The following is a 24599-nucleotide window of genomic DNA, read 5'->3' on the forward strand; positions in this document are numbered from 1 at the left end:
TCCTTGTCCCTGACAGGCGAGCCGCGGTGTTGTCGGCGTCGCACCGTGCGCGCGGGCCGAGTGCAGCAATGCCGCGCGTCGCGGCGCCGCTGCCTCGCCACACGGGCATGCGATGCCAGCTCATGAGAATCCGATGCGGATAGTCATGGACGGATGTGCGGTCGGGTAATAGCGCTGGCCTCTTTCGACGCCGCTCAGCAACCGCGGCCGCGCCCCAGCCTCGTGCATGGTCAGCGCCAAGGCGATGCAGAACTGCACCAGTTCCAACCATGCCAGGTGGTAGCCGATGCAGACGTGTGGGCCGGTACCGAACTGCAGCATGTCCATCGGCCGGATCGGCTCGGTGCGTTGCAACCACCGCGCCAGGCGAAACTGATCAGGCGCGTCGTGCAGCAGCGCCGAGGTGGAGAAATGCAGCAGCGGGATGCACAGATCGGTGCCCGCGGGAATGCGCCGTTGGCCGAGTCGCAATTCACGCAGTGCGCGACGCACCAGGAGCGGCGTCGCCGGATGCACGCGCAGCGTCTCGCGGAACAGCGCCTCGGCGACCGGACACTGCGCCAGGTCCGCGTGCCGGGTCGGCACCGCGCCCACGCGTTGCGCCTCCTCGACAAGGGCGTCCCATAGCCCAGGCTGCCGCGCCAGCTCGATCACCATCCAGGCCATCGTCGAGGCGGTGGTGTCGTGACCACCAAGCAGCAGCAAGCGGATATTGGCGACCAGGACCTCATCGGTGAGCGCATCGTCGCTGCGATCGAAGGCGCTCACCATGTCGTTGATCAACCCGGTGCGCGCGGCATGTTCGCGCGCGTCGCGGACGAACTGGCGCAACTGCGCGTCGATCCAGTCGCGGGCGGCGCGGCCGCGCCGCAAGGGCAGTCCGGGCAGGTCGACCGGGGGCGCGACGATCAACTGCAGCAGTTGCCGGTACTTGCGACGCCATTCCGGCAGGTCCTGTGCGGGGATTCCCATGAGGCTGAAGATGAGCTTGAGCATCAGATCGCCGGTTTCGCGCAGGATGGTTACGTCGCCGCGGTCGCGCCACCTCTGCACCCGCGCCCGGATGACGGGCGCGAACAGCTCGCCGAGTCCGGCCTGGGTCAGCCCCATGGGCAGGAACGCAGCCTGGATCGCATCGCGCGCCTGCCGGTGCGCGCCGCCATCCTGGGCGACCAACGTTCCGCCAAACAATTCGGGCGAGATCTCTTGGATCAGCGCCGAGGACACGTCCTTGTGTCGGAGTAGTGCGAACGCATCCGGATTCATGCAGGTCATCAGGTGTCCGGCAGGGCCGAAATCCAGCCAGAAGTGGCTGCCCAGCGTCCGTTCCGCGTGCCGCAGCAGGCGCGGCAGGTCGCAGACGACGGCGGGAAGATGCCCGACCAAGGGGAAAGCGCCGGGCACGACCGGGATGTCGTGCCGCAGCCGATGCCGACGGTTCAGCGGGTTGAGCAGCATGCCCATCAGCAGCGCGCCGACGCGGCCGCTTCGGCGGTCTCGCCGGAAGGCCGCGCGGCGCGGCTGTTGCCACCGTCGGCGTACGTCGGCACATGCGCCAGCATGCCGCCGTCGATGCACACGACCTGGCCAGTGATGAACGCTGCATCGTCGGAGAGCAGGAACACCACCAGCGCGGCCACGTCCTCGGGGCGGCCGACGCGCGGCAGGAGCTGGTGCCGGCGCAGATGCCGTTGCATGCACTCGTCCAGCTTGGCGAGGAGACGCTCGGTCATGATGAGACCCGGCGCAACCGCGTTGCAGCGGATCTGCGCATGACCGTACTGGGTGGCGAGCGAGGCCGATAGCATGTTCATCGCCGCCTTCGACGTGGCGTAGGACGTCAGCGCGGTGTCACCGCTGAGCCCCTGGCACGACGACATGTTGACGATCGCGCCACCGCCGCGGGCGATCATCCGTGGGATGGCCTGCCGGCAGCAGAGCAACGTGCCGCGCAGATTGGTTGCCATGGTCTGATCCCAGACCGCCAGGTCCAGGTCGAGGATCGCGCGGTCGCGCGGAGTCAGATGCATGGCGCCCGCGTTGTTCACCAGCAGGTCGACCGCACTGAAGTGCCGCTCCGCCATCTCGAACAGCGCTGCCACCGCCTGCGCCTCGGCGATGTCGATGGCCAGGGCCAGCGCGTGGCCCGCCTCGGCCGCGATTTGCGCGGTGCAGGCCATGGCCGCCGAGCCATCGATGTCGGCGACCACCACTCTGCCGCCCTCGCGCGCGATGGCGAGGGCGCATGCCTTGCCGATACCGGCCCCGGCGCCGGTCACCACGGCCACCTTGCCCTCAAACCGTCCCATGGTGTCCTCCAGGATTGCGTTTGTCTCTCGCGGCATGCCGCTCCGCCTCCGCCGGAGAAGGCCCACTGTCGGCGCTGGCGCGCTCGTCATCGCCAGCTTCCCTTCCGATGACCCGAATGGCGGCGACCGGGCACTGGCTGGCTGCGAGCCGCACGGCGGCGTGCAGCGCCTGCGGCAGTGTCGCCCCGCACACTTCGGCCACGCCGTCCGGTTCGCGCTGGCGAAAAGTGCCCGGTAGCGTCAGCACGCACTGTCCGCTGGTTCCGCACAGATCCTGGTCGACCACGACGCGCATCTCAGCCCCCTGCGCACGCAGCCGGACCGGCAGCGCGCGAAACGTCCTAAGGAACGCGGAGGGCTCCCGGGTCGGCTGCTCGGCCAATGCCAGCGTGGGGAAGCGCGCCTGAATCCGCGGCAAACTCTCGGCCAACTGCACCCGGGCCAGTTGCGCACCGAGGCAGAAGTGGATGCCGTGGCCGAAGCTCAGCATGATCTTTCCGTCGGTCGACATGCCAGGACTGGTGCCGTAGAACCGCGCGGGATCGAAGCGGTCGGGATCGGCGAAGGCGTCAGGGTCGCGATTGCCGGACGCGATCAGCACGCGCACGTCCGCGTTCTTCGGGATCACCACGCCGCCCAATTCGATGTCGCGCTGGGCGATGCGCGGAATGGAGCTGAACATGGCGGGCGCGTCGCAGCGCAGGACTTCTTCGACGAATGCCTTCACCCCCATGGCGTCTCCCTGCAGCCATTGCCGCTGTTCGGGATACGCCAGCATCGCCAGGACCGCATGGTCGATGGTCGCAGCAGTGGTGGCGAAGCCACCCAGCAGCATGCCCCACAACATGCTGATCAACTCAGCATCCGAGAGCGTGTCGGCATCATCGTCGTGTGCGCCGACTAGCATCGACACGATGTCGTGGCGGGGATCGGTGCGCTTGCGCTGTATGAGACCGCCGAAGTAGGCCTTCACTCTGGCACTGGCCGCGTCCGCCGCGGCGAGCCGGGGATCGCTGGCGTGCGGGCTCAGGCCTTCCAGAATGGCGCCGATGCCGGCGGCGAGCCCGAACATGTCGTCCTGGGGCATGCCAAACAGTTCGGCGAAGACCAGCATGGGCAACGCCAGCGCGAACTCCCGATGCAGGTCCACGGCCTCCCCGCGCTCCAGCGCGGGCGCCATGCCGTCCAGGCGTGCCGCGACGATGCGCACGATGCTCGGCCGCAGGTTGTCGATCTGGCGCATGGTGAACTCGCGCGAGATCAGCCGACGCAGACGCGTATGCGTTGGTGGGTCCTTCATCGCTAGCGTGGAGGCCAGCAGATCGAGCGACAGGCTGGTCGCCGCATGCGGAAAATAGCGCGCCAGTTCGCCCGGTGCCGGTCCCCGAAACGCATCGCCCGTGGCCTTGAGCGCCCAGTAGATGTCGGCATGGCGGCTCAACAGAAAGAGGCCTGATGCCGCGCGATGCACCGGATCGTGCTCGCGCAACCACCGCATGAACGGATTCGGGTCGTGGATGCAGGCCGGCGACGCCAGTTCGGCGAAGGCGTCCCGGCATGCTGCCGTTGTTTCTTGCACGTCCATCTTGGTTACCTGTTGGCTGACTGATCTGACCGGTGCGCGGCAGGCGCGCCGGCAAATCGTGGAGACGATCGCGATCCCCCAGCGGCGTCCGCACATCACCAGAGCACGGGGAACTCCTCGAACCCGCCAGTGATGATCTCCTTGCGCAACTTCAGTTCTTCGGGCGCCACGGCCAGGCGCAGCGCGGGAAAGCGCTGGAAGATCGAACCGAACACCACCTTGAGTTCCAGCCTGGCCAGCGGCCCGCCGATGCAGGAGTGCGGCCCGTAGGAGAACGCCAGGTGCGGCTTTTCCTGGCGTCCGATGTCGAAGATTTCCGGGTCGTCGAAATGGCGCGGATCGAACGACGTTGCCGGCAGGCCGACGAGCACCTTGCTCTCCGCGGGAATATGCACGCCCGCGATGGTCACGTCGGTCCTCGGATAGCGCATGATGCCGTCCCAGCCCGCGCCCGGCGGGTACATGCGCAGGATTTCCTCCACCGCCTTGTCCACCAGGGATGGATCGCCGACCAGGCGTTCGCGCTGTTGCGGATGGCGGAACATGGCCAGCAGCCCGCATTCGATTTGCGCGACGGTGCTCTCGTGCCCCGCCACCAGCATGCCCGCCGCCAGGCCGATCGCTTCTTCCTCGGTCGCATTGCCCTGGTCGACCGCCGCGAGCAGATCCGTCAGCAGGTTGTCGCCAGGATCCTGGCGCTTGTCGTGCATCTTGCCGCGAATGTAGGCGCGCAGTTCTTCCCAGGCCAAGCGCGACGCGCTGCGCGGGCCGCTTTCATGCTGGTGCGTCATCACCTCGTCGGACAGCCCGGCGAAAAAGGCGTGATCCTCGTAGAGCACGCCCATCAGCGCGCTGATGACCATGGCCGGAAGCGGAAAGGAGAGGTGGCGCCGCAAGTCGGCGGGCTGGCGCTGGGCCGCCAGGTTCTCGAACAACTGCGCAGCGATCGCCTCGACATGCGGCGCCAGCAGCTTCACCCTGCGGCTGCTGAAGGCCGGCGCCACGAGCGTGCGTAACCGGACATGCTCGCCCCCCTCGTGCGAGACCAGCCACCCCGGCGAACCGAGAATTACCGAATCCGGGGTGAATGCCGTCGGCGGCATTCCCGCCGGCCGAAACGCCGCGTCGGACAGCGCCGCCTTGGCCTCGTCGTAGCCTGTCACCCACCAGCCTTCGTGCCCTGACGGGAAACGCACGCGGTGGATCGGACCGTTGGCGCGTATCGCCAACATCTCGGGCGAGGGCTCAATGTGATCGACGCGCCACATCGGCAGCGTCGGCAGGGGTTGTTCGGACACGGTGGCACTTCACTCTCTAAGCGATGAAAGGGCGGAAGGTGCCCGCAGGCGCTGCGGGCAGCGGCTTCACGTGCGCTTGCGTTCACTTCTGTTCGTCGATGATGATGGCGGCCGACTCCTAGGGCCTCAAGTTGGCTTTAGCCATCTACCAAATCTTGTAGTAGCCCTCTGAGCTAAACGCCTGGTGGTGCAAAAAATAAGCGGAAAACTCTGTCGCCACGCGCTACCAAACGGAAACCTATTTCCGATGGGTATCCGCCTATGTTGGTTGGCTACATGCGCGTGTCGACCGGACTCCGACCGTCAGAACACGGACTTGCAGCGCGATGCGCTGCTCGCCGCCGGCGCTGATCCGCGTCCCTGTTCGAGAATCACGCCTAGGGCGAAGGATGACCGCACCGGCTTGGCGCGGGCACTCGCTGTCGCACCTGCTCGCGATCGCGAGCTCGCTCGGACAATCGAGTGGCGTTCCGCTCCCTGACCGAGAACCTGGACACCACGACGCGCCCGGGCGAATTCCTGCTCCAGAGGCGGCGCGCTCGCGCAGTATGAGCGCGCTTTGATCCAGGAGCGGGTTGCAAGCCACTTGCGCACGTTCACGTTGCCACGTGCGCCATTCGCGAAGGACGTTCTCGTCGATTAAATACGCAGTCACGGAATCCGGCGCGGCGCAACCTCGCCCGTCTCGGCTTCGTCATCGAACCCAAGGTCCGCTAGCTCGCCAGCGCCCGATTCAGACTCAGGGGGATAGGCACTCTCGCTTGGGATACGCCTTGGCGTGTTCGACCGCGGCCTCGCGTCAGCGAGGGAAAATCGTCGACAATCTCCTCGGCGATTGCCCACGGGCGAGGGCGGCCACCATGTAGACGAGGATTTTGGTGTATTACATGGGTTCGTTACGATCACCTCCGACTTGCACTCATCGGCGGCGTTCATCGAAACGATGAAGACGGTTTTGAGGTCGGCGGCGATCTTGCCGAGATCAAGGAGTAGTTCGCCAAACGCGACTCGGTGAGTGCCCGTCGAAGGAGAGCTGCCGGACCGCCTCATACAGGCGCCGCCGGGGTGAGATCTCTAAAGGTCCATGAATGCCTGGCTCAGCCCGCAGGAGAATAGCTACGGAAACACCACCCCAACCAGCAGCTCGACGGATTGAAGCGGCTGAGTGAAATCGCCGGGTCCCAGATAACTTCGAAATCGTCACGTCAAAAGAGGAAGCGGAGAACCTCTACGGGAACGACTAAGACTGGCAGTTTTCTAGCCTATTGACTTGGGTTTATCTCGACGACCGCCAGCGGAGAGCCTCCATGTACATACCACTCCACTTTCGAGACGACGACATCGAGAACATTCGAGCAACAATCCGCTGCGCCCGATTGGCCAACCTGATCACAGCGACATCAGATGGGCCACTTGCGACGCCTCTTCCGCTCTTCCTCGATGAGAGCGAAGGCGAACACGGTAACAGCGCCGCTCGACGGAGAGCGATCTTGCATCTACAGCTCTCACAGACTCCAGCGGTCGGGCCATCAATTACCTCGCGAAATTCACGAACGAAACAGTCGGGCTTGCCGCACTGTGTAGACACTTGTCCGTATACTGACAGAGGCACAATCTCGTGTCAGGTCCAGAACAAACGCACATAGTAAGCGTTGAGACTTTCGAAAGCCCATTCGGCTTTGTGACTTTCCCGGCGCCGCCTGGGATGGCCATTGCTTAAACAAATCGATTACCGCAAGATGACGTGCCCCAGGTTCACGCATGAGATCCGCCATTGTGGCACACTACTCGATGACGCCAATGCGGTGTTGCAAACCGTCAAAGCTATTTTGAGCGGCTTCAGCCGCGCGATCATCGATATGGATGGGTTTCGAGAGGAGTTTGAGCTCCCCTCCATTCTTTTCCGCAATCTGGGTATGTCGACAAATGAATCGAGCTCATGCATGGCAAGGAGGGCGCCATTTTGCACGACACCTACGAATTCTTGGCGCGCTACGCCGCCTTACGTAAAAGGGGCACGAAATGTCTTCGCTCGCCGCTGATCAGAGAGCCGTCCAAACCGTCATTGTCAGCAATCACATTTGTTGAGTGTGCAAAGACTTGGAATTGAGACTTACGTCAGCGACATTTTCGCATTTGCGAGCCGCGCAACTCAGTTTAGGAGCATGAGCAAGGAAGAGCGGCTGCGCTTCTATATGCAGGCCAATGATTTATCCCCAGAAGAACCGTCATCGTGGGCGATATGCCAGTTGAGACGGAAATTGCCCGCAATCTCGGTCTCATCAACGTATCAATCGTGGAAGAATTTGTTTCCGAAGCGCGCTTGCGGGCGGCAGAGCTCGACTACATGATTCATGACCATCATGAACTATTGCCAATTCTGCAGAAACATTGCTTTTTCAGCGTAGTTGAGTGATTACAGAAGCATAACTGAAGATCTGCCGTTGGCGCGCTCCTGCTGTCCGCTTCGCGATTCGACATTCGAAGGGGTGAGGTCGGCGATCGAGTTCTTTCGTCACTCGGCCCAACCACTGGCTCAGTTCGAGGACTCGCGCCAAATGCCACGATTCGTTCACTGCCCATTGTCGAGTACATGTTTGTCTTTCGCTTGGCACGATGCTTGCTGAAGATCATTTGCTCCAATGGGCGAGGAAGAACTGCAAGGGCTTGGAAAAGCAAGATGAGCACAAACGCTTTGATCGGCGGCGTCATTCCGAGCACCGATGTTGCGAAACATGCAGCGCGCATCGGCGCCGAAGTCAAAAATATCAAGCTATCAGGCGATCTACCGGATCACGCGATCGCCGCGATCAACAGCTTATTGCTCGAGCACAAGGTGATCTTCTTCCGCAATCAAGGACATCTCAATGACGCGGAGCAGGAGCGCTTTGCCGCTCGTCTCGGAAAGCTAGTGCCACATCCGATGCTCGGTGCTACCAAGGGGATGGCGTCGCTGCTCGAACTGGACTCCAGTCGCGGCGGCGGTCGCGCCGACGTTTGGCACGCGGATGGAACCTTCGCCGACGCCTATCCCAAGATTTTGGTCCTGCGGGCCGTTGTAATGCCAACGTTCGGAGGCGACACCCTGTGGTCGAACACAGCTGCCGCTTATCTTGGTTTGCCGCCGCCACTACAACGGCTCGCCGAGGGCCTATGGGCCGTTCACAGCAACGTCTTCGATTACGCCGGGATCGCGCGTGTCCGCGAGGTCGACAAGAAACACTTTGACGAGGTGTTCACCAGAACGGTTTTTGAGACCGAGCATCCCGTCGTACGCGTCCATCCCGAAACAGGCGAGCGGACGCTAGTGCTCGGCGCCTTGGTGAAGCATTTTGTTGGGATCCCCAAATACGACGGACAAAAGCTGTTCGATCTGCTCCAGTCTCACATCACCGCGCCCGAAAACACTGTGCGCTGGAACTGGTTAGAGGGCGATATTGCGATATGGGATAACCGCGCAACGCAGCATTACGCGGTCAACGATTACGGGGACCAGCATCGCGTCGTACGTCGGGCCACGATCGAGGGTGACGTGCCTGTCAGCGTCGATGGCCGAAGCAGTGTAACGCGGCTGAAGGTGACTAAATAATTGCACGTCGATGCCCAGCGCTCTCGCGTCTGAAAATGAGAAAACCTGGTAAGCGGAGTTGTTTCGGCAGACGCGGGAACACACTTTCCGGCACGATATCTCAGCTCAACTCGGCAGCGCCTAGGTTTGATCTACGCAACTATTTGGCGTCGACCAACAGCTTCGGAAACCCTTGAGCGTCACTGTCCTTCCTCAGCGGCCGGAACGTGTCCTTCACGTTTCAGTTTAGAAAATCCTCGATCCGTGGCCATAAAGCGCGCCAACATGGGGGCGATGAGTTTAGTCGGATCGACCACTTGACCACCCTGACGCTTAAGCGCTTCTGCATATGCAATGAGATCACGATGCACGGCCGCAGGCAGCTCCGTACTCACTTTGACGGGCTTGTCGTCTGGAAGCTCTCCTATTTTGAGTCTTGGCATGTTGTCAGCCTCCATACGGCGTAAGTATGAGGTCACGATTGACAAGAACACGAACCGGGAAGCCCGGTCGTACGGTCAAAGTAGGCTGGATGTTGAGACTGCGTCGAACCACCTGCTGTCCGGTTTGATTTAGTGAGTCGGAGGCGCCGTGTCGCAATGCCTGGATGATGGCGCTGTTGTTGCTATTTGTGTCCGAACCTGCCCCTAGTTCGGTCCCGACCGCCAGAAACGTCGATAGTGCCGCAGCCTTGAACAGCTCACCCCAGTGATTGTCGACCTCGTCTTCGAGGCCTGCGTAGCCAGCGCTGTCAGCGCCAGGCTGCCGCTCGAGAACGATAGAACGTCCATTCGGCATGATCAGCCGCGTCCAGGCGAGAAGGACGCGGGATTGACCGAAAGTGACCTGACTATCGTACATGCCGATCAGACGCGCTCCCTGGGGCACAAGCAGAAAGCGGCCGGTCGGTGTATCAAATATGTTCTCGGTTACCTGTGCCGTGACTAGGCCTGGAAGGTCTGATCGGATTCCCGTGATTAGGGCTCCCGGAATGACCGTCCCGGCCTGCACGATATATCGTGAGGCCGGCCTGGTGATGCGGTCAGGGCTGACCGTGCGACGGTCTACAGAGGCGTTCACGAAGGCAAGCTTTCGGTCCTGACCGCTCTGTGCAGATGCGTCATCGCCGGTCCCCGTTGCATTCGATGGCACGACGCGGTCACTTCCAATAATCGCAGCGGTGGGCGGACGTACTTCACGTCCATTGGTCGAAGCGAATGGATGACTGATGCGGGCTGCCTCGGCCTCTTGATCCCGGCGCTGCTGGTCAGGATCAGCCCCGATCGCCGGCGACTGGCCTTGAGCGGCAAGGATCGGTCGACCGAGGTCCCCGGGGAGCGGCGGACCAAGCTGCGGGATTGGCTGGCGCGGAACGCCGGCATAGTCCTTCGGCAGCGTCATAATGCCGTCGGCAACGTTGTGACGGTCGGTGCTGTAAAGCTCATCGGCCGCCTGATTGCGGGGACGATTGCTCTGCAGCGACCACAGTACCGCTCCGCCGATGACAAGCAATGCAACCGCGCTCCCGCCGGCCAGGACCTTCCGCGACAACCTGGTCACGCGCGGATGCTCCGCTCTCAAGCGGAAGCTTTCGGACTGCTCCGCTTGTGTCTCCGGCGGCACTGCTTGCTCGTGATCGTTTTCATTCCGGGTGTTCATGACGACGGCCTCCCGTCCGTCCTGACGATCCTGACCTTCTGCTGGTGCTCACCGCCGAGCCGGAGCTCAGCGGCAGCAAACAGCCGATCAACGATCAGCACGTTGCCGTATGCGCGGTAGTTGACGAGTTCGGTCTTGCCGTCCGGGCCGATGACGAAAAGTGGAGGCATCTCGCCCTGCACGATGCCTTGCGAGAATTCGACATAGACTTTGCGGCCATCGTCATATGCGGCGAGCGGCCGCCAGGGAGGACTGTCCCCTTCAATGGCATAGCGGGAGATGCGCTGCGCCGGGTCCGGAAGAGCGGGTTTCAGAGCGGCTGAACGGGACCGTTCGCGTACCGTTTCAGGATAGTACCAGGCAACAGACGGCATGTATGGCCGCTCGCGGGAGCGGAGCTCAATCAGGTAGGTGCGCCGGTCAGTATTGACGATAAGATTGGTCTCGATCGATGCGCGGGTTGGCTTGACCAGGATGTGGACCCGTCGCGTATCGCCACTCCCGCTCTCGGTATCCCCTACGACCCAGCGGACGGTGTCGCCGGCCGCGATGGGCCCTGATCCCGTCAACTGCTCTCCCTCCTCGAGCGCGATATCCGTGATCTGCCCAGGCGCAGCGTAGATCTGAAAGAGCGCTCCGGGGCTGTAAGCGTAGATTTGCGCTGCGTTGAAATACCCCCGCTTGCGCGGTTCGACCCGGGCTGCGCTGTTTGCGGTCTCAACCCGGCTCACGGGTTCAGCGTCCTCTTTCGCGCCCGATTTCCCGCCAAGGGCCGGCTTCCAGAGTGGCGGAACGTGAAGTGGTCGCGATCTGTCGTCCAGAGCCGCCGGAACCGCCCGCAGCGGAGGGACATCCGCGTCATAGCTGATCTCCGGCGGAATGTAGGTCGCACACCCACCGAGCACAGACGAGCAAAGCAGAAGAGCGGACAGAAATGCACGCTTCGAGCTCACGAACTCGAGCCAAGCCGAATTGAGCCTGCTTTGCTGAAGGGAACATTTCGAATGAACGTCAGACGGCGTCTTAGTCACTGACTCAACTCCTTTGACCAGTTGATGGCGCGGACATAGACGCCAAGGGGATTCTTGCGCAGGCGTTCGGCATCGCGCGGCGTCTCGATCACGATCGTGAGGATTGCAGTCCAACGTTCAGTCGAGCTCAGCGAGCCGTTGTCGTAGGTGCGCTGGGTCCACGCGACCCGAAAGCTTTCCGACGACGCGCGAATGACGCTCGATACGTCGACGGAAATTTGCACCTTACTCAGCTTGGCAAAGGGGTCGTTGTTGCGCGCGTAGTCGTTGAGCGCAGCGGCGCCACGATCGGTCGTGAAATCATAGGCCCTGAGCCAGTTTCGGCGCAGAACGATACCGTCGGCCGGTAGACCTCTGACATCGTCGATGAAGCGCGCCAGATGGTAGGCGATCTGAGCGTCAGTCGGTTGATAGTCGATGTTGGCCGGCGCAACCCTTTGGGCTTGGCCGAGATGATCGACTTCAACCACCCACGGCGTGATCGAGCCTTGGCTCGATTGCCAGACATGGCTACCTGCGAGAACGGCCGATAGCATCAGGCAGCCGAACGCCATCAAGCGCCAATTCTTGGCTTGTAAGCGGGCGGATCCAATGCGTTCGTCCCAAACCTGCGCTGCTTTCTGATACGGCGTAACCGGTTCGGGCATGCGCCCGTAATGAACGGAAGGTCGTTTGAACATCGATAGTTGCCCCTGAGATCAAGTGATCGGTTTCGAGTCGAGCGGTGTCCGCGTTTGAGACGCCCGCGCAGCGGATAGCGAAGGTGCAATGGCGGCGTGTCAGCGCTCTCCTTCAGACAAATCGACGGAAGAGCCGCTGCCACCGTGATCGCCTGAGCGGATCGCGTGCCCGGCTGCCGACGCACCGTGTCGAATAGTCTCGGCTCGCTTTATGCGCCGCGCCCAATCGGGCTGCCCTTCGGCCGAAGTGCTGGCGGCCTGCGCGCCGGCCTGCCCACCTCCGCCGAGCGCAGCCGCTGCACGACGCAACGGGCTCATGGCAGCGGAAGCGCCGGCCTCCGCGGCGCCGGCAAGGCCGCCGCTGCGGTAGGCGGCTGATGCTCCGCTTATGACAGCGCCGCCACCGCGCGCGGCGCCAGCAATCGCGCCGCCAGCTAGACCAACGCCTCCGGCGGCAAGACCCGCGCCCGCCGCTACAATGCCGCCGGCAGCAAGGCCAGTTCCAATCGCGGCCCCGGCGCCGAGTTGGGGTCCGCCCGACACCAGGCCGTTCGCGATTCCGGGACCAAAGATACCGAGGCCCAGCAAAGATAGTGCGGCAAGGACCAAGGTCATCGCGTCTTCAATGGTCGGCTGAGCGCCGCCAAAGCCAGCGGTGAACCGCGAAAACAGGGTCGAGCCAATGCCGACGATGACGGCCAGGACCAGGACCTTGATCCCTGAAGAGATGACGTTACCCAAGACCCACTCTGCCGCGAAGGCAGTCTTGCCAAACAGTCCGAAGGGAATGAGCACGAAGCCGGCGAGCGTCGTGAGCTTGAACTCGATCAGGGTGACAAAGAGCTGGATCGCCAAAATGAAGAAGGCAAGTAGCACCACGACCCATGCGAACAGGAGAACAACGATCTGCACGAAGTTCTCGAAGAAGCTGATGTAGCCCATCAGATTCGAGATCGAATCGAGTAATGGTCGGCCGGCATCGAGTCCGACTTGGGCGATCTTTCCCGGTCTAAGGAAGTCGGATGCGGACAGGCTTATGCCGGATGCTTTCAGCCCAAGGCCGGCAAAGCTCTCGAAGATGATGCGCGCCAGGCTGTTCCAGTTGCCGATGAGGTAGGCGAAGACCCCCACGAAGAGCGTCTTCTTGACGAGGCGCGCGATGATGTCCTCATCAGTTCCCCAACTCCAGAACAACGCGGCGAGCGTGATGTCGATCGCAGCAAGGGTCGTTGCGAGATATCCGACATCACTCTCCAGCAGCCCGAAGCCATTATCGATATAACGCGTGAACGTTTCCAGGAACTGGTCGATGATCGCCGTACCAGTCATGGCTTGTTCGCCTCGGGTGTCGCCGGGTTCGGATATCCCTGCGGGATCCGGCTTTGATCCTTTTGGGCAGTTATCGAGCTGGTTGAGTCATCGTGGCCGGGAGCTCCGACGCCGTCTTTCCTGCCAAGGAAGCGGCGCCGGTTTTCGGCCCAAATCTGCTGGCAGTGGCGATAGCCTGCCGTCTCCTCCGGAGTGACGCCGCGGCAACGTACGAGGTCGGCGTTGGCTGCATCGGTCGTCTGCTCCGCCTTCGGCGCCGACCCAGATTCGTCTCGGCCACGCAGCTGAATCGTGCAGGCCGCTACGGCCACTAGGCCGATTGTCGTAAGCAGCGACAGCGCCTTGAATGCCCTTATGTCGGTCATCAGTGGAACATCTGCACATTGGAGGATTGATAGCCCTGCCCTGGTGTCAGGAAGCGCCGAAGCTGTTCTCGTCCCTGATCCTGAGCCGAGGCGCGCTGAGCGGCTTCAAGACTCTGCGCCCTGCCCTGTGCCGCCGCGGCCGCTGTGAGATCGGCAAGTTGTTGCGCTTGAAGCGCGAGGATCTGGTTGCCGGCCTGAGTTGCCTGCAAGGCGCCGCTGGCACTCTGGCTCGAGGTTACGAGGGCAGACGTCTGGATGCGATTGGTGTCGAGGTTGCCAACGATGCCGGCCTGGACACGAAGCGCATCTTGCGTCGCGGCATAGGAATTCTGCCAACGCGACTGAGCGTTGGAGATTAGTAACTGGTTCGATTGGCTGCTGGTCGCTGGCGCGTAGCTGGTCGCGAAGGCGCGATCTATCTGCTGCACGTCGTATGCGATGCGTTGGGCCTGCGCCAGCAATTGCTGCGTGCGCTGGATCGAGGATTGCAGTTGCTGCAGCGACGAATACGGCAGGCTTGCCAGATTCTTTGCCTGATTGATCAGCATCTGAGCCTCGTTCTGCAACGAGGTGATCTGATTATTAATCTGCTGGAGCTCCCGCGCGGCCGTAAGGACATTCTGGACGTAGTTGGTGGGATCAAAGACGATCAGCGCCCGTGCGGGCAGCGTAACGCCAAGCAGCAGCGCGAAGGCGGCCGTGGTCGCCAATAGGCCAAGAGGTCTCATAGCGATTTTTCCAGATTGACGAGATTGGGGATCAGATCTGCCGCCCAGGCGACGCCACGATGCTGGAGCCACGCAGGCACGAAGCCGTCGGGTCCATGTTCGGCGATGAGTTGCGTGATGGTGGCCTGGTCTGTCTTGGAAGAGGCTGCGGTAAATGCGAGCGCAACCTCACCAAGGCCAAGTTCGAACATCCGGTTGCCGCGACGCGACTGGCAGTAGTAGTCGCGCTTTGGCGTTGCCCGACTCAGAAGCTCGATCTGGCGGTCATTGAGGCCAAAGCGGCGATAGATGGCAGTGATCTGCGGTTCGATCGCCCGTTCGTTCGGGAGCAACAGGCGCGTTGGGCAGCTTTCGATGATAGCCGGCGCAATCGCAGAGCCATCAATGTCCGAAAGTGACTGGGTCGCGAAGATGACAGACGTGTTCTTTTTCCGAAGCGTCTTCAGCCATTCCCGGAGCTGGCCGGCGAAATCCTCGTCGTCGAGGGCAAGCCAACCCTCATCGACAATCAGAAGTGTCGGCCGCCCATCGAGACGGTCCCCGATGCGATGAAAGAGGTACGCCAGCACAGCCGGTGCCGCGCTTGTTCCAATCAAGCCTTCGGTCTCAAACGCCTGGACCGAGGCCTCGCCTAGGCGCTCGAATTCGGCATCGAGCAGGCGTCCGGACGGACCGCCGAGGCAATAAGGTTGCAAGGCGCGTTTCAGGGAGTTCAATTGAAGCAGCACGGACAGGCCCGTGAGGGTCCGTTCCTCCCTCGGCGCCGAAGCGAGAGATGTCAGCGCCGACCACAGATGATCCTTGACCTCCGGGGTAATCTCGACCCTTTCCCGCGCAAGGATTGCGCAGATCCATTCCGTGGCCCATCCGCGCTCGGAAGGATCGTCGATCCAAGCCAGCGGCTGCAACGCAACGGGTTGCTCACCTCCGTCAGACAATGCCCCGCCCAGATCGTGCCAATCACCGTCTATGGCGAGAGCGGCCGCCCGGATCGAACCACCGAAGTCGAACGCAAAGACCTGAGAGTTTGGATAACGCCTGAACTGTAGCGCCATCAGAGCGAGGAGTACCGACTTGCCAGCCCCCGTCGGTCCGACCACAAGGGTATGGCCGACGTCGCCGACGTGAAGCGAGAATCGGAACGGCGTCGATCCCTCGGTCTTGCCAAACAGGAGTGGCGGACCCTTGAAGTGCCGATCCCTCGCCTCGCCGGCCCACACGGCCGACATCGGAATCATATGGGCGAGGTTGAGGGTCGAAATCGGAGGCTGCCGCACATTGGCGTAGACGTGCCCCGGCAGACTGCCGAGCCAGGCTTCGACGGCGTTCACCGTCTCAATCATGCAGGTGAAATCGCGACCCTGGATGACCTTCTCGACCAACCTCAGCTTTTCATCGGCAGCGTTGGGATCACGGTCCCAAACAGTGATGGTCGCCGTAACAAAAGCTTGCCCGATCTGATCCGACCCTAGTTCCTGCAACGCCGCGTCGGCATCAAGCGCCTTGTTGTGTGCGTCGGTATCGAGCAGCGTCGACGCCTCGTTCGTCATGACCTCCTTGAGAATGGCGCCAATCGACTTTCGCTTGGCGAACCACTGCCGCCGAATCTTGGTCAGAAGCTTGGTGGCGTCGGTCTTGTCGAGCATGATCGCGCGAGTCGACCAACGATAAGAGAATGGCAGGCGATTCAAGTCGTCCAGGATCCCCGGGGTCGTGGCGCCCGGAAAGCCAACAATCGTCAGGACCCGAATATTGGCTGAGCCCAACATCGGCTCTAGCCCGCCGGTCAGCGGCTGATCTGCCAACAGCGCATCGATGTACATCGGAATTTCGGGCACGCGAACACGGTGACGCTTGGTCGAGATCGTCGAGTGCAGGTAGGTCAGCGTGTCCTGATCGTCGAGCCAGGTGCATTCCGGCATGAACCCTTCAACGAGCTGAAGCACACGATTGGTCTGGTCGATAAACCCGCGGAGGACCTCGCGCGCGTCCGCTCCAACGGTCCGATCGCGTCCCTCGTAGAGCAGTTGCTCTGCCCTGGCGGCCCCTTCCTCTGGAGGCAGGTAGAGGAAGGTCAGGAAGTAGCTGGACTCATAATGGGCACCCGCCTCCTCGAACTGAGCCCTGCGTTCCGCGTCGACCAGCGCAGACGCGACATCCGGAAAGGAGCTAGGCGGGTAGGTCCCCGCAAAATGACGCTGCGCCTCAACGAAGACGGCCCAGCCAGATCCCAGGCGACGCATGGCATTGTTCAAACGACCGGCGACAGCGACGAGTTCAGCCGGCACTGCGCTGTCGAGGTCAGGTCCCCGGAATTTTGCCGTCCGCTGGAACGAACCGTCCTTGTTCAGGATAATTCCCTCATCGACCAAGGCTGCCCAAGGCAGGAAGTCGGCAAGACGAGTGTCGGAATGGCGATATTCGGCGAGATTCATCATGATCAAGTGCTCAGACGTTAAGATGGCTGGGAATGCACAAGTGTCGGCGCACCACGTCGACAAAGGCGGGATCGCGCTTGGCGGCCCAGACGGCGGCCATGTGGCCGATGAACCAGAGGACAAGACCCGCGATCCAGAGCCTCAGTCCGAGCCCAAGGGCTGCCGCAAGCGTGCCGTTGACAATTGCAACCGACCGCGGCGCCCCGCCCATCAAGATTGGCTCAGTGAGCGCGCGGTGAACGGGCACGACAAAGCCTTTGACCGGTTCATCCATCAGATCACCACGCCGCCGCCGAAGGAGAAGAACGACAGGAAGAAACTCGAGGCGGCAAACGCGATCGACAGACCGAACACGATTTGGATCAGCCTGCGGAAACCACCTGACGAGTCCCCGAACGCGAGCGTGAGCCCCGTCACGACGATGATGATGACGGCGATGATCTTGGCGACCGGCCCTTCCACCGACTGCAAGATCTGGTTGAGCGGCTGTTCCCACGGCATGTTCGAGCCGGCAGCCCATGCCGGCGCCGACGCCAAAAGAACCATCCCGGACATGGCTAGTGAAGCGGTATCTCGACGAAAGCGAAATTGCGGACGCATGTCAGTCTCCTGCTGATGAAAGACTGTAGTCGCCGGCGGGTCCAAGTCCCGTGACGAGGGCGAGTTCTGCGAGGCGACGGTCGGCGCCGCGCCCCGCGAGCACGGCGATGAGATTGATGGTCTCGGCGATCAAAGCGCGAGGAACCGTGATGACGGCTTCCTGGATGAGTTGCTCGAGCCGCCGCAACGCACCTAGCGCACTGCCCGCGTGAATGGTCCCAATGCCGCCGGGGTGGCCTGTGCCCCAGGCCTTGAGCAGATCGAGTGCTTCGGCACCGCGAACTTCGCCGACCGGAATGCGGTCAGGACGCAGTCGCAGCGAGGAACGAACGAGATCCGATAGCGTGGCCACGCCATCTTTGGTCCGCAAAGCCACGAGATTGGGCGCCTTGCACTGCAGTTCGCGCGTATCTTCGATCAGCACGACCCGATCGGAACTCTTTGCCACCTCGGCCAGGAGCGCATTCGTCAATGTTGTCTTGCCGGTCGATGTCCCGCCGGCGACCAGAATGTTCTTCCGTGCGGCGACCGCGTTCTGCAGGATCTTGGCCTGCTCCGAGGTCATGATCCCCCTGCCGACGTAGTCGTCGAGCGTAAACACGGCGACAGCGGGCTTGCGGATCGCAAAGGCCGGTGCCGCAACGACCGGAGGCAACAGACCTTCGAAGCGCTCGCCGGTCCCAGGCAATTCGGCCGAGACCCGCGGCGCGCCGGCATGCACCTCCGCACCTACGTGGTGCGCTACCAGACGAACAATGCGCTCGCCGTCCACCGCCGACAGTGTTTCGCCTGTGTCGATCAGGCCATTCGACAACCGGTCGATCCACAACCGCCCATCCGGATTGAGCATCACCTCGATGATCGATTCGTCTTCGAGGTAGCCGGCAATCGCAGAGCCAAGCGCGCTGCGCAGCATTCGCGCGCCGCGCGAACTCGCTTCCGATTGAATGGAATGGATTGCCACCGTTCGCCCCACCTAATGAGGACGCTCAAAGAGCGCGCTCAGATGGGGATCATTAGAAAAGGCACCAATGGACTTGGCGCAACAAGCGCTTTCGGTGATCGTAGGCTGGCGTAGAAAAAGGAAGACTGAGAACTGGCATTTGACGGCTACTTAATTATATCCGTTCGCCGCGAATCGCTGCTCACCACTCCGCATTGTCATCCGCGGGCAAGAGGATGACCGAATTTTCATACAACCCAACTGACTCGCCAACGAAGGAAGCATCAGCCGGCTTGAAGAAGAGGATCGAACTCATCCATGAAGCGACGGATCCGCGCCAAGGCAACGCGAACCAGACCAACGCCGCGATCTGCAGCGCCACGTTGAGACCGAACGCGACTTGATAGGCTTGGACGGGTCTATGGCCATCATTCGCAGACCATTGCTCCAGGATCAGGCCTGTCGCGTATTGTGCCAGAAATGCCCAACCAAAGTGCAAGACGTTCAAGGCTCCATTGGCACGACCGGCAAGCTCCGGCGGGAAGTAATCCGCTATCACCGCGAAGCTGACCACGGTTGCCGTTCCGACAATTGCGACAAGGGACCATGGCAAGATGGACGGCAGAGGCGCTCGCAGGATCAAGGCTAATTCAGCTGCGATGAACAGAACTGCAACTATCGCTAATATCGTCTCCGCCCCGATTCCTCTTCGTTTGACGTAGTGGACGGTCATGCCGAACAGCCAGGCGCCACCGCTCAATGCGATGGACATCATGAAAAGCTGTCTGACGAGACTTGCGCGATCAAGCCCCTCTACGTCCGTCAGCCACGGCGATGCCCACAATCCCTGCAGGGACCAGGCCGATCCAACGCAAGTCGCCGACAACGGGGCCATTCGCCAAAAGCGCCGGTCTCTGAAAACTGAGCTGAGGTTGGTGGACGCTGTTGATGGGGCAATGCCTCGTTCAGGCACTACGACGTAGATGAGAATGGCCGTCGCACCGGTAGCGGCCGCCAGGATCTCAAAGAGCTGCCGCCAGCCCATCCAAGCGAGCACGTGTTCGACGGGAGCCGTAGCGGTCACCGCTCCTAGCGACCCCAGCGCGATCATGTAGCCGTTGAGTAGGGCGGCTCGCTCCCTGGGGAACCAAAGGATGATGGACTTCAGTCCTGCCGTGAGCGCCGCCGCTACACCAAGCCCGATCATTGCACGCGCGATCAAAAGTGACAGGAAGCCGGTCGATACCGCGAACAATCCGGCGCCCGCTGCTGCGACCAAGAGCAGAACACTCTGGACGCGACGCGGACCAAAGCGGTCCAACAATATACCGATGGGAATCTGCGCCGCTGCGAAAACAAGGAAATAGACTGACGTAAGCAACCCGAGATCGGCAGCCCCAACCCCGGTATCCGAGCTGAGATGGCTGGCGATCAGAGCGTTGATCGTTCGAAACAGATACGAGAGATAGTACCCAGCTACAAAAGGAAGAAAAACGCGCGCGATTCGACGCCATGCTGTTGAGATTTGCATGCTGGCCCCTCTGCTCTCAGCTCGCTCGAGCCGATAGCGCGTCCAGCTTTTGTCAGTTCGGCTAAATCGCTGCGGTCGTAGGCTGGCGTAGAAAAAGAAGGACCGGCGCAATGGTCTCGCTACGTGGTTCAATCAGGTTTCTTCGGCCGGTTCCTGACGGCGGATATCTTCTGGAATCTCGCGCAGAAAGTTTTGCCCTTTTTGCAAACGGCGCCCAAGCGCCTCGACAAATCCCTCAAATCGCTCCCGGCCTTTTGCCTGCGCGGTCGCCTGCGCGTCGTTGGGCAGTGGTGGCGTGATCGTCAGCCAGAAACGGATGAACAGGGCCAAGGTCTCCGCCGTCAAACCAACGTCGCGTTCCAGCCTCTGCATCTGACGCGACAGCCGATCCAGGCGACGGGTAAACGCCGCCTCCCGCCTGTCCGCTCCATCCGGCGACAAAAACGAAGCAACCGCCGCTTCCACGATCGCAGACCGGGATAGCTTCTTCCGATCGGCAAGCTCGGAGATCTGTTTCAGAAGCTCGGGCGGGAAGTAGACGTTCATCCGGTCACGCATATTGCCTCAGAGCTCCATACCGTCATTCGGGTCCATGGCGACTTGACGGGCGACACCGCGCATTTGTTGGCGTATGAGCCGGGACTGACGGACCGCATCGTCGTCATCATCAAGAACGGCGGCAAATTCCTCTGCCGGCGTCGGTTCGGTCGTTTCCTTGACGATCGCGACGTGATCGGGGAGTTCCGGCTCACGACGGAGCCCGCTGTTCGCCGTGTCCTCCTCGGCCTCCGCAGCTTTGTCAGTCGGACCTGCCGTCGGCTTCAGCGGTCCGAGCGCTGACCATCCATCGGTTCGCTGCGATCGGCTGGCGCTCGCCGGATCGGGCGGCGGCAGAACCCGCTCGGTGAACCGCCGATCTTCGTAGTAGCGGACCTTCTTCGCCCGGATCGGCGCCATCCCTGCCACCATGACGATCTCGTCCGCCGGCGGAAGCTGCATGACCTCGCCCGGGGTCAGCAGCGGCCTCGCCGTCTCCTGACGCGAGACCATCAGGTGCCCCAGCCATGGGTTCAACCTGTGACCGGCATAATTCTTCATCGCCCGCATCTCCGTCGCCGTGCCGAGCGCGTCGGACACGCGCTTGGCGGTCCGCTCGTCGTTGGTCGCGAAGCTGACGCGGACGTGGCAATTGTCGAGAATGGCGTTGTTGGGCCCGTAGGCCTTCTCGATCTGATTGAGCGACTGCGCGATCAAGAAACTCTTGATGCCGTACCCCGCCATGAAGGCGAGCGCGGACTCAAAGAAATCAAGCCGCCCGAGTGCCGAGAACTCGTCAAGCATCATCAGGACTCGATGCCGGCGGTCGCGGGCGTGCAAGTCCTCGGTCAGGCGCCGTCCAATCTGATTCAGCACCAGACGGATCAATGGTTTGGTCCGCGAGATATCGGACGGCGGCACCACCAGGTAAAGCGTCGTAGGGCGGCGGTCTGCGATCAGATCGGCGATCCGCCAGTCGCAGCGACAGGTCACCTGGGCCACGACGGGATCGCGGTAAAGCCCGAGAAACGACATCGCGGTGGACAAGACGCCGGACCGCTCGTTCTCGGATTTATTGAGGAGTTCGCGCGCGGTCGAGGCGACCACAGGATGAGCACCCTGCTCGCTGAGGTGCGGCGTGGTCATCATCGCCTTCAGCGTCGCCTCGATCGGCCGCTTCGGATCGGACAGGAAAGCTGCGACGCCGGCCAAGGTCTTGTCGACCTCGGCATAGAGGACATGGAGGATGGCACCGACCAAGAGGGAATGACTGGTCTTCTCCCAGTGGTTCCGCTTGTCGAGCGAGCCTTCGGGATCGACCAGGACGTCGGCCACGTTCTGGACGTCGCGCACCTCCCATTCCCCGCGCCGGACTTCGAGGAGCGGATTGTAGGCTGACGACTTCGGGTTGGTGGGGTCGAACAAGAGAACGCGGCCATGCCGCGAGCGAAAGCCCGCGGTCAGTTGCCAGTTCTCGCCCTTGATGTCGTGAACGATGGCCGAGCCGGGCCAAGCCAGCAGCGTGGGTACGACAAGACCGACGCCCTTGCCGGATCTGGTGGGTGCAAAACACAAGACGTGCTCCGGTCCGTCATGGCGGAGGTAGTCGCGATCGAGCTTGCCGAGCACCACACCGTCCGGACCGAGTAATCCCGCCGCTCGAACCTCCTCCGCATCAGCCCAGCGCGCCGAACCATAGGTCTCGACATTCTTGGCCTCGCGCGCCCGCCACACTGACATGCCGATCGCCGCCGCGATCGAAACGAAGGTCCCCGACGCCGCGATGAAGGCACCCTCGACAAAGACCTGCGGCGCATAGGCGTCGTAGACGAACCACCACCAGAAGAAAACGGGCGGGTAATAGACCTTGAAGCCCGACAACTCGAACCAGGGCCGCCCGAGCTCCGGTTGCCAGCCGAGCCGCCAAGCCGTCCACTCGGTTGCTCCCCAGATGGCCAGCAAAACGATCAGGCCGACGACGATCACCTGTCCCCAGAGGATTTTGGTTCCGGACATCCCGAACGCCCTTCCGCAACTGAATTGACGAGGTTGCTACAGGCCGAGGTCGCGCTTGCGACTAAGGCCCCATTCGATGCCACCGCCGTCCTTCACGACGCCGGTGACGTGTTGGCCAAGCCTCTTCTCGAGTTCGCGCGACCAGGGCACAAGTTGGAAGCCGAGCCCATTGTCGATCATGGCGAAGCGTCCCGAGGTGAGCGTCAGACGTTGACGATACGTGCCCGCCACATGCTCCCCGGAGGCGGGCTTCACATGAGGCAGGCCGGTGTCGGCCGTGACTTTTGCGGCCACCTCGTCCAGTTCACGTAGGCGCAACGTGTTCAAGAGGTCGCGCTGCAGGATGATGCGTTGACCCTGTCGCCGCGCCAGGCCCTCCTGGATCAGATGCTCGGTACGGGCTTCCATGGCGTCTCGGGTCTCGCGGCCGAACCCGCCCATGGCGAGCGGCATGGGGTCCCGTTCAACCAACCGATGGTCGAGCCAGGTCGTGCCTCGTGCCGTGATCTGGCTACCGAGATCGAGATCGGAGCGGGTCGCGAGCACCATGGTCGGCCGCGGATCGCCGGCTTGACCGAAGCGTCGGACTTCGACAATGCCTCCGACCGGTGGCGCCTGTTCGAAGGCCGCGACCCCTCGGAAGCGCACGTGATGCGCGCGCCCATCGGTTCCATCGATCAGGGCGTAGGCCTCGCCAGTCAGTTCGTCATGCAAGCCACGGTCGACCAGCCGTCCGATGATCTCGGACGTCGGCTGTCCACCCTCGACGACGAAGTCGGCCACGCCGCGCGCTTCCCCACGCTCGGTAAAGGCGCGGTGCATGGTCTTGATAATATCGCCGCGCATGCCAAGGTCGCGCAAGCTCCGCTCGGCCTCGAGCCCAACCAACCATTCCCCCGGTGCGGCGGATGCGGCAAGGCCCATCTTCTCCAGGTGTTGAAGGCGACCGACCATTAGGCGCCGGATCTCGGGATCGGACTGGCCGGGGTTCTCTGGTCGAAGATCGATAGAGCCGGTCTCATCTGCCGCCAGTCGGATCTCCCGATCGAGCCGCGTCCATCGTTCCGCCGTGACTTCCCGTTCTAGCGAATTGCGGATTTCATGCTCCGGTTTTGGACCCAGTTCGATCGCGACCAGTTCCTCAGCGCGTGAGCGCAGACCTCGGCTGATATAGTCGCGGGAAATCACGAGATCAGCCCCCTCCTCATCGACTCCCCGAACGAGAACATGGACGTGAGGGTTGTCCGTATTCCAGTGATCGACGGCCACCCAATCGAGCCGCGTGCCAAGATCGGCTTCCATCTGCCTGGCGAGGTCGCGGGTGAACGCCCTGAGGTCGGTCATCTCGCCGGCATCTTCGGGCGAGACGATGAACCGAAAATGATGCCGATCGTCCTCGCACCGCTCCGCAAAAGCCGCGCTGTCGGCACGGTCGCTCCCGGCGTCGAACATTTCGGCCCGCTCGCCGCTCCGAGTCACGCCATCGCGCTTCAAATACGAGAGATGAGCCGACAACGGTGCTGAGCGGAACGCTAGCCCTTTGTGGCGAACAACGCGCGCTTTCACCACGACGCGCCGCGTCGGGCTGAACAACCGGCTGCGGCTAAACGCAAGCCTGCCGCGGCCAAACGTCGAGCGCCCATAAGCCGTGGATCGCCTACCAATCGCAGACTGATTAGAGGTGTGCCCGGCCTTCTTCGCGGCGCGCAGCACCTGGTTGATGAAACTCTTCTGTTTAGGTGCGCGGGTGCTGCCAATGCGCCCGGGCCGAACACGCAGATCGCTGTCGCCTACGGTCATGGCCGGGCCTCGAGTTGCGCAAAGTCGCCTACGGTGCCGAAAAGGTCCTTGATTACATTGCTCAAAATGCAAGGCGCGGCACGCGTCCCGACCGACCGGCACGGTAGAACCCAAGCCATGCCAATGGCTTGCGGTTCGACCGGCGAGCCCCTTTTATCTCGCCCTCTTAATCGGTCGTTGCT

At 62.2% G+C, this 24599-nt stretch carries 21 protein-coding genes and 1 pseudogene; 3 read left to right on the plus strand and 19 right to left on the minus strand.

Annotated features, from left to right (window positions below; genetic code table 11):
• Positions 1-120: 120 nt before the first annotated feature.
• The 4 genes from AC5ZFO_RS42430 to AC5ZFO_RS42445 all read right to left on the minus strand — a co-directional run bounded on the left by AC5ZFO_RS42430 (position 121) and on the right by AC5ZFO_RS42445 (position 5192).
• Positions 121-1464, minus strand: coding sequence for a cytochrome P450 (locus AC5ZFO_RS42430; RefSeq protein ID WP_496123686.1), 1344 nt, complete (start codon positions 1462-1464; stop codon positions 121-123).
• Positions 1464-2309: an SDR family oxidoreductase gene (locus AC5ZFO_RS42435; RefSeq protein ID WP_496123687.1), complete on the minus strand. Its 846-nt coding sequence runs from the start codon at positions 2307-2309 to the stop codon at positions 1464-1466. The genes AC5ZFO_RS42430 and AC5ZFO_RS42435 overlap by 1 nt, the downstream gene beginning before the upstream one ends.
• Positions 2296-3894: a cytochrome P450 gene (locus AC5ZFO_RS42440; protein WP_306664428.1), complete on the minus strand. Its 1599-nt coding sequence runs from the start codon at positions 3892-3894 to the stop codon at positions 2296-2298. The genes AC5ZFO_RS42435 and AC5ZFO_RS42440 overlap by 14 nt, the downstream gene beginning before the upstream one ends.
• A 95-nt stretch (positions 3895-3989) precedes the next feature.
• Positions 3990-5192, minus strand: a complete 1203-nt coding sequence (locus tag AC5ZFO_RS42445; RefSeq protein WP_282522099.1) for a cytochrome P450 — start codon at positions 5190-5192, stop codon at positions 3990-3992.
• Positions 5193-6499: 1307 nt separating this feature from the next.
• On the opposite strand from AC5ZFO_RS42445, the pseudogene AC5ZFO_RS42450 reads away from it, so the two are divergent.
• The 3 genes and pseudogenes from AC5ZFO_RS42450 to AC5ZFO_RS42460 form a co-directional block, all read left to right on the plus strand.
• Positions 6500-6655, plus strand: a pseudogene (locus AC5ZFO_RS42450) (FMN-binding negative transcriptional regulator); the annotation flags it as partial.
• 770 nt (positions 6656-7425) lie between these two features.
• The gene (locus AC5ZFO_RS42455) at positions 7426-7608 is read left to right on the plus strand and encodes an HAD family hydrolase (protein WP_282522098.1); all 183 of its coding nucleotides are present in this window, start codon (positions 7426-7428) and stop codon (positions 7606-7608) included.
• Between the two features lie 264 nt (positions 7609-7872).
• Positions 7873-8781, plus strand: coding sequence for a TauD/TfdA dioxygenase family protein (locus tag AC5ZFO_RS42460; RefSeq protein ID WP_282522097.1), 909 nt, complete (start codon positions 7873-7875; stop codon positions 8779-8781).
• Between the two features lie 179 nt (positions 8782-8960).
• Here AC5ZFO_RS42460 and AC5ZFO_RS42465 read toward each other — a convergent pair whose 3' ends face one another.
• The 15 genes from AC5ZFO_RS42465 to AC5ZFO_RS42535 form a co-directional block, all read right to left on the minus strand.
• Complete coding sequence (locus AC5ZFO_RS42465) at positions 8961-9203, minus strand: DUF2274 domain-containing protein (protein WP_282522096.1); 243 nt, start codon at positions 9201-9203, stop codon at positions 8961-8963.
• A gap of 4 nt (positions 9204-9207) precedes the next feature.
• Positions 9208-10419, minus strand: a complete 1212-nt coding sequence (locus AC5ZFO_RS42470) for a TraB/TrbI/VirB10 family type IV secretion system protein (RefSeq protein ID WP_282522095.1) — start codon at positions 10417-10419, stop codon at positions 9208-9210.
• Positions 10416-11450 carry a P-type conjugative transfer protein TrbG gene (gene trbG, locus AC5ZFO_RS42475; protein WP_282522094.1) on the minus strand — a complete coding sequence of 345 codons (1035 nt, stop codon included), beginning with the start codon at positions 11448-11450 and terminating at the stop codon, positions 10416-10418. Before trbG ends, AC5ZFO_RS42470 begins: the two co-directional genes overlap by 4 nt.
• Positions 11447-12130 carry a conjugal transfer protein TrbF gene (gene trbF / locus AC5ZFO_RS42480; protein ID WP_282522093.1) on the minus strand — a complete coding sequence of 228 codons (684 nt, stop codon included), beginning with the start codon at positions 12128-12130 and terminating at the stop codon, positions 11447-11449. The genes trbG and trbF overlap by 4 nt, the downstream gene beginning before the upstream one ends.
• Before the next feature lie 99 nt (positions 12131-12229).
• Positions 12230-13459: a P-type conjugative transfer protein TrbL gene (gene trbL / locus AC5ZFO_RS42485; protein ID WP_496123688.1), complete on the minus strand. Its 1230-nt coding sequence runs from the start codon at positions 13457-13459 to the stop codon at positions 12230-12232.
• Positions 13456-13824, minus strand: coding sequence for a putative entry exclusion protein TrbK-alt (gene trbK-alt, locus AC5ZFO_RS42490; RefSeq protein WP_282522091.1), 369 nt, complete (start codon positions 13822-13824; stop codon positions 13456-13458). The genes trbL and trbK-alt overlap by 4 nt, the downstream gene beginning before the upstream one ends.
• Positions 13824-14552, minus strand: a complete 729-nt coding sequence (gene trbJ / locus AC5ZFO_RS42495) for a P-type conjugative transfer protein TrbJ (protein ID WP_496123692.1) — start codon at positions 14550-14552, stop codon at positions 13824-13826. Before trbJ ends, trbK-alt begins: the two co-directional genes overlap by 1 nt.
• A complete protein-coding gene (trbE, locus tag AC5ZFO_RS42500) occupies positions 14549-16990 on the minus strand; it encodes a conjugal transfer protein TrbE (protein WP_496123689.1) in 2442 nt (813 codons plus the stop codon). The genes trbJ and trbE overlap by 4 nt, the downstream gene beginning before the upstream one ends.
• Before the next feature lie 10 nt (positions 16991-17000).
• On the minus strand, positions 17001-17264 hold the full coding sequence (locus AC5ZFO_RS42505) for a VirB3 family type IV secretion system protein (RefSeq protein WP_496123690.1): 264 nt from the start codon (positions 17262-17264) through the stop codon (positions 17001-17003).
• Positions 17264-17545 (minus strand): TrbC/VirB2 family type IV secretion system protein, encoded by a 282-nt coding sequence (locus AC5ZFO_RS42510; RefSeq protein ID WP_282522088.1) that lies wholly within the window; start codon positions 17543-17545, stop codon positions 17264-17266. The genes AC5ZFO_RS42505 and AC5ZFO_RS42510 overlap by 1 nt, the downstream gene beginning before the upstream one ends.
• A 46-nt stretch (positions 17546-17591) precedes the next feature.
• A complete protein-coding gene (gene trbB, locus AC5ZFO_RS42515) occupies positions 17592-18506 on the minus strand; it encodes a P-type conjugative transfer ATPase TrbB (RefSeq protein WP_282522125.1) in 915 nt (304 codons plus the stop codon).
• 229 nt (positions 18507-18735) lie between these two features.
• The gene (locus AC5ZFO_RS42520) at positions 18736-20064 is read right to left on the minus strand and encodes an MFS transporter (protein ID WP_496123691.1); all 1329 of its coding nucleotides are present in this window, start codon (positions 20062-20064) and stop codon (positions 18736-18738) included.
• Between the two features lie 132 nt (positions 20065-20196).
• Positions 20197-20622: a ribbon-helix-helix domain-containing protein gene (locus AC5ZFO_RS42525; RefSeq protein WP_282522086.1), complete on the minus strand. Its 426-nt coding sequence runs from the start codon at positions 20620-20622 to the stop codon at positions 20197-20199.
• Positions 20623-20628: 6 nt separating this feature from the next.
• Positions 20629-22617: a conjugal transfer protein TraG gene (locus AC5ZFO_RS42530; RefSeq protein WP_282522085.1), complete on the minus strand. Its 1989-nt coding sequence runs from the start codon at positions 22615-22617 to the stop codon at positions 20629-20631.
• A 36-nt stretch (positions 22618-22653) separates the two neighbouring features.
• Positions 22654-24417, minus strand: a complete 1764-nt coding sequence (locus AC5ZFO_RS42535; protein WP_282522084.1) for a relaxase/mobilization nuclease domain-containing protein — start codon at positions 24415-24417, stop codon at positions 22654-22656.
• Positions 24418-24599: the final 182 nt, after the last annotated feature.

It is taken from the genome of Bradyrhizobium sp. Unk1 (assembly GCF_059512345.1).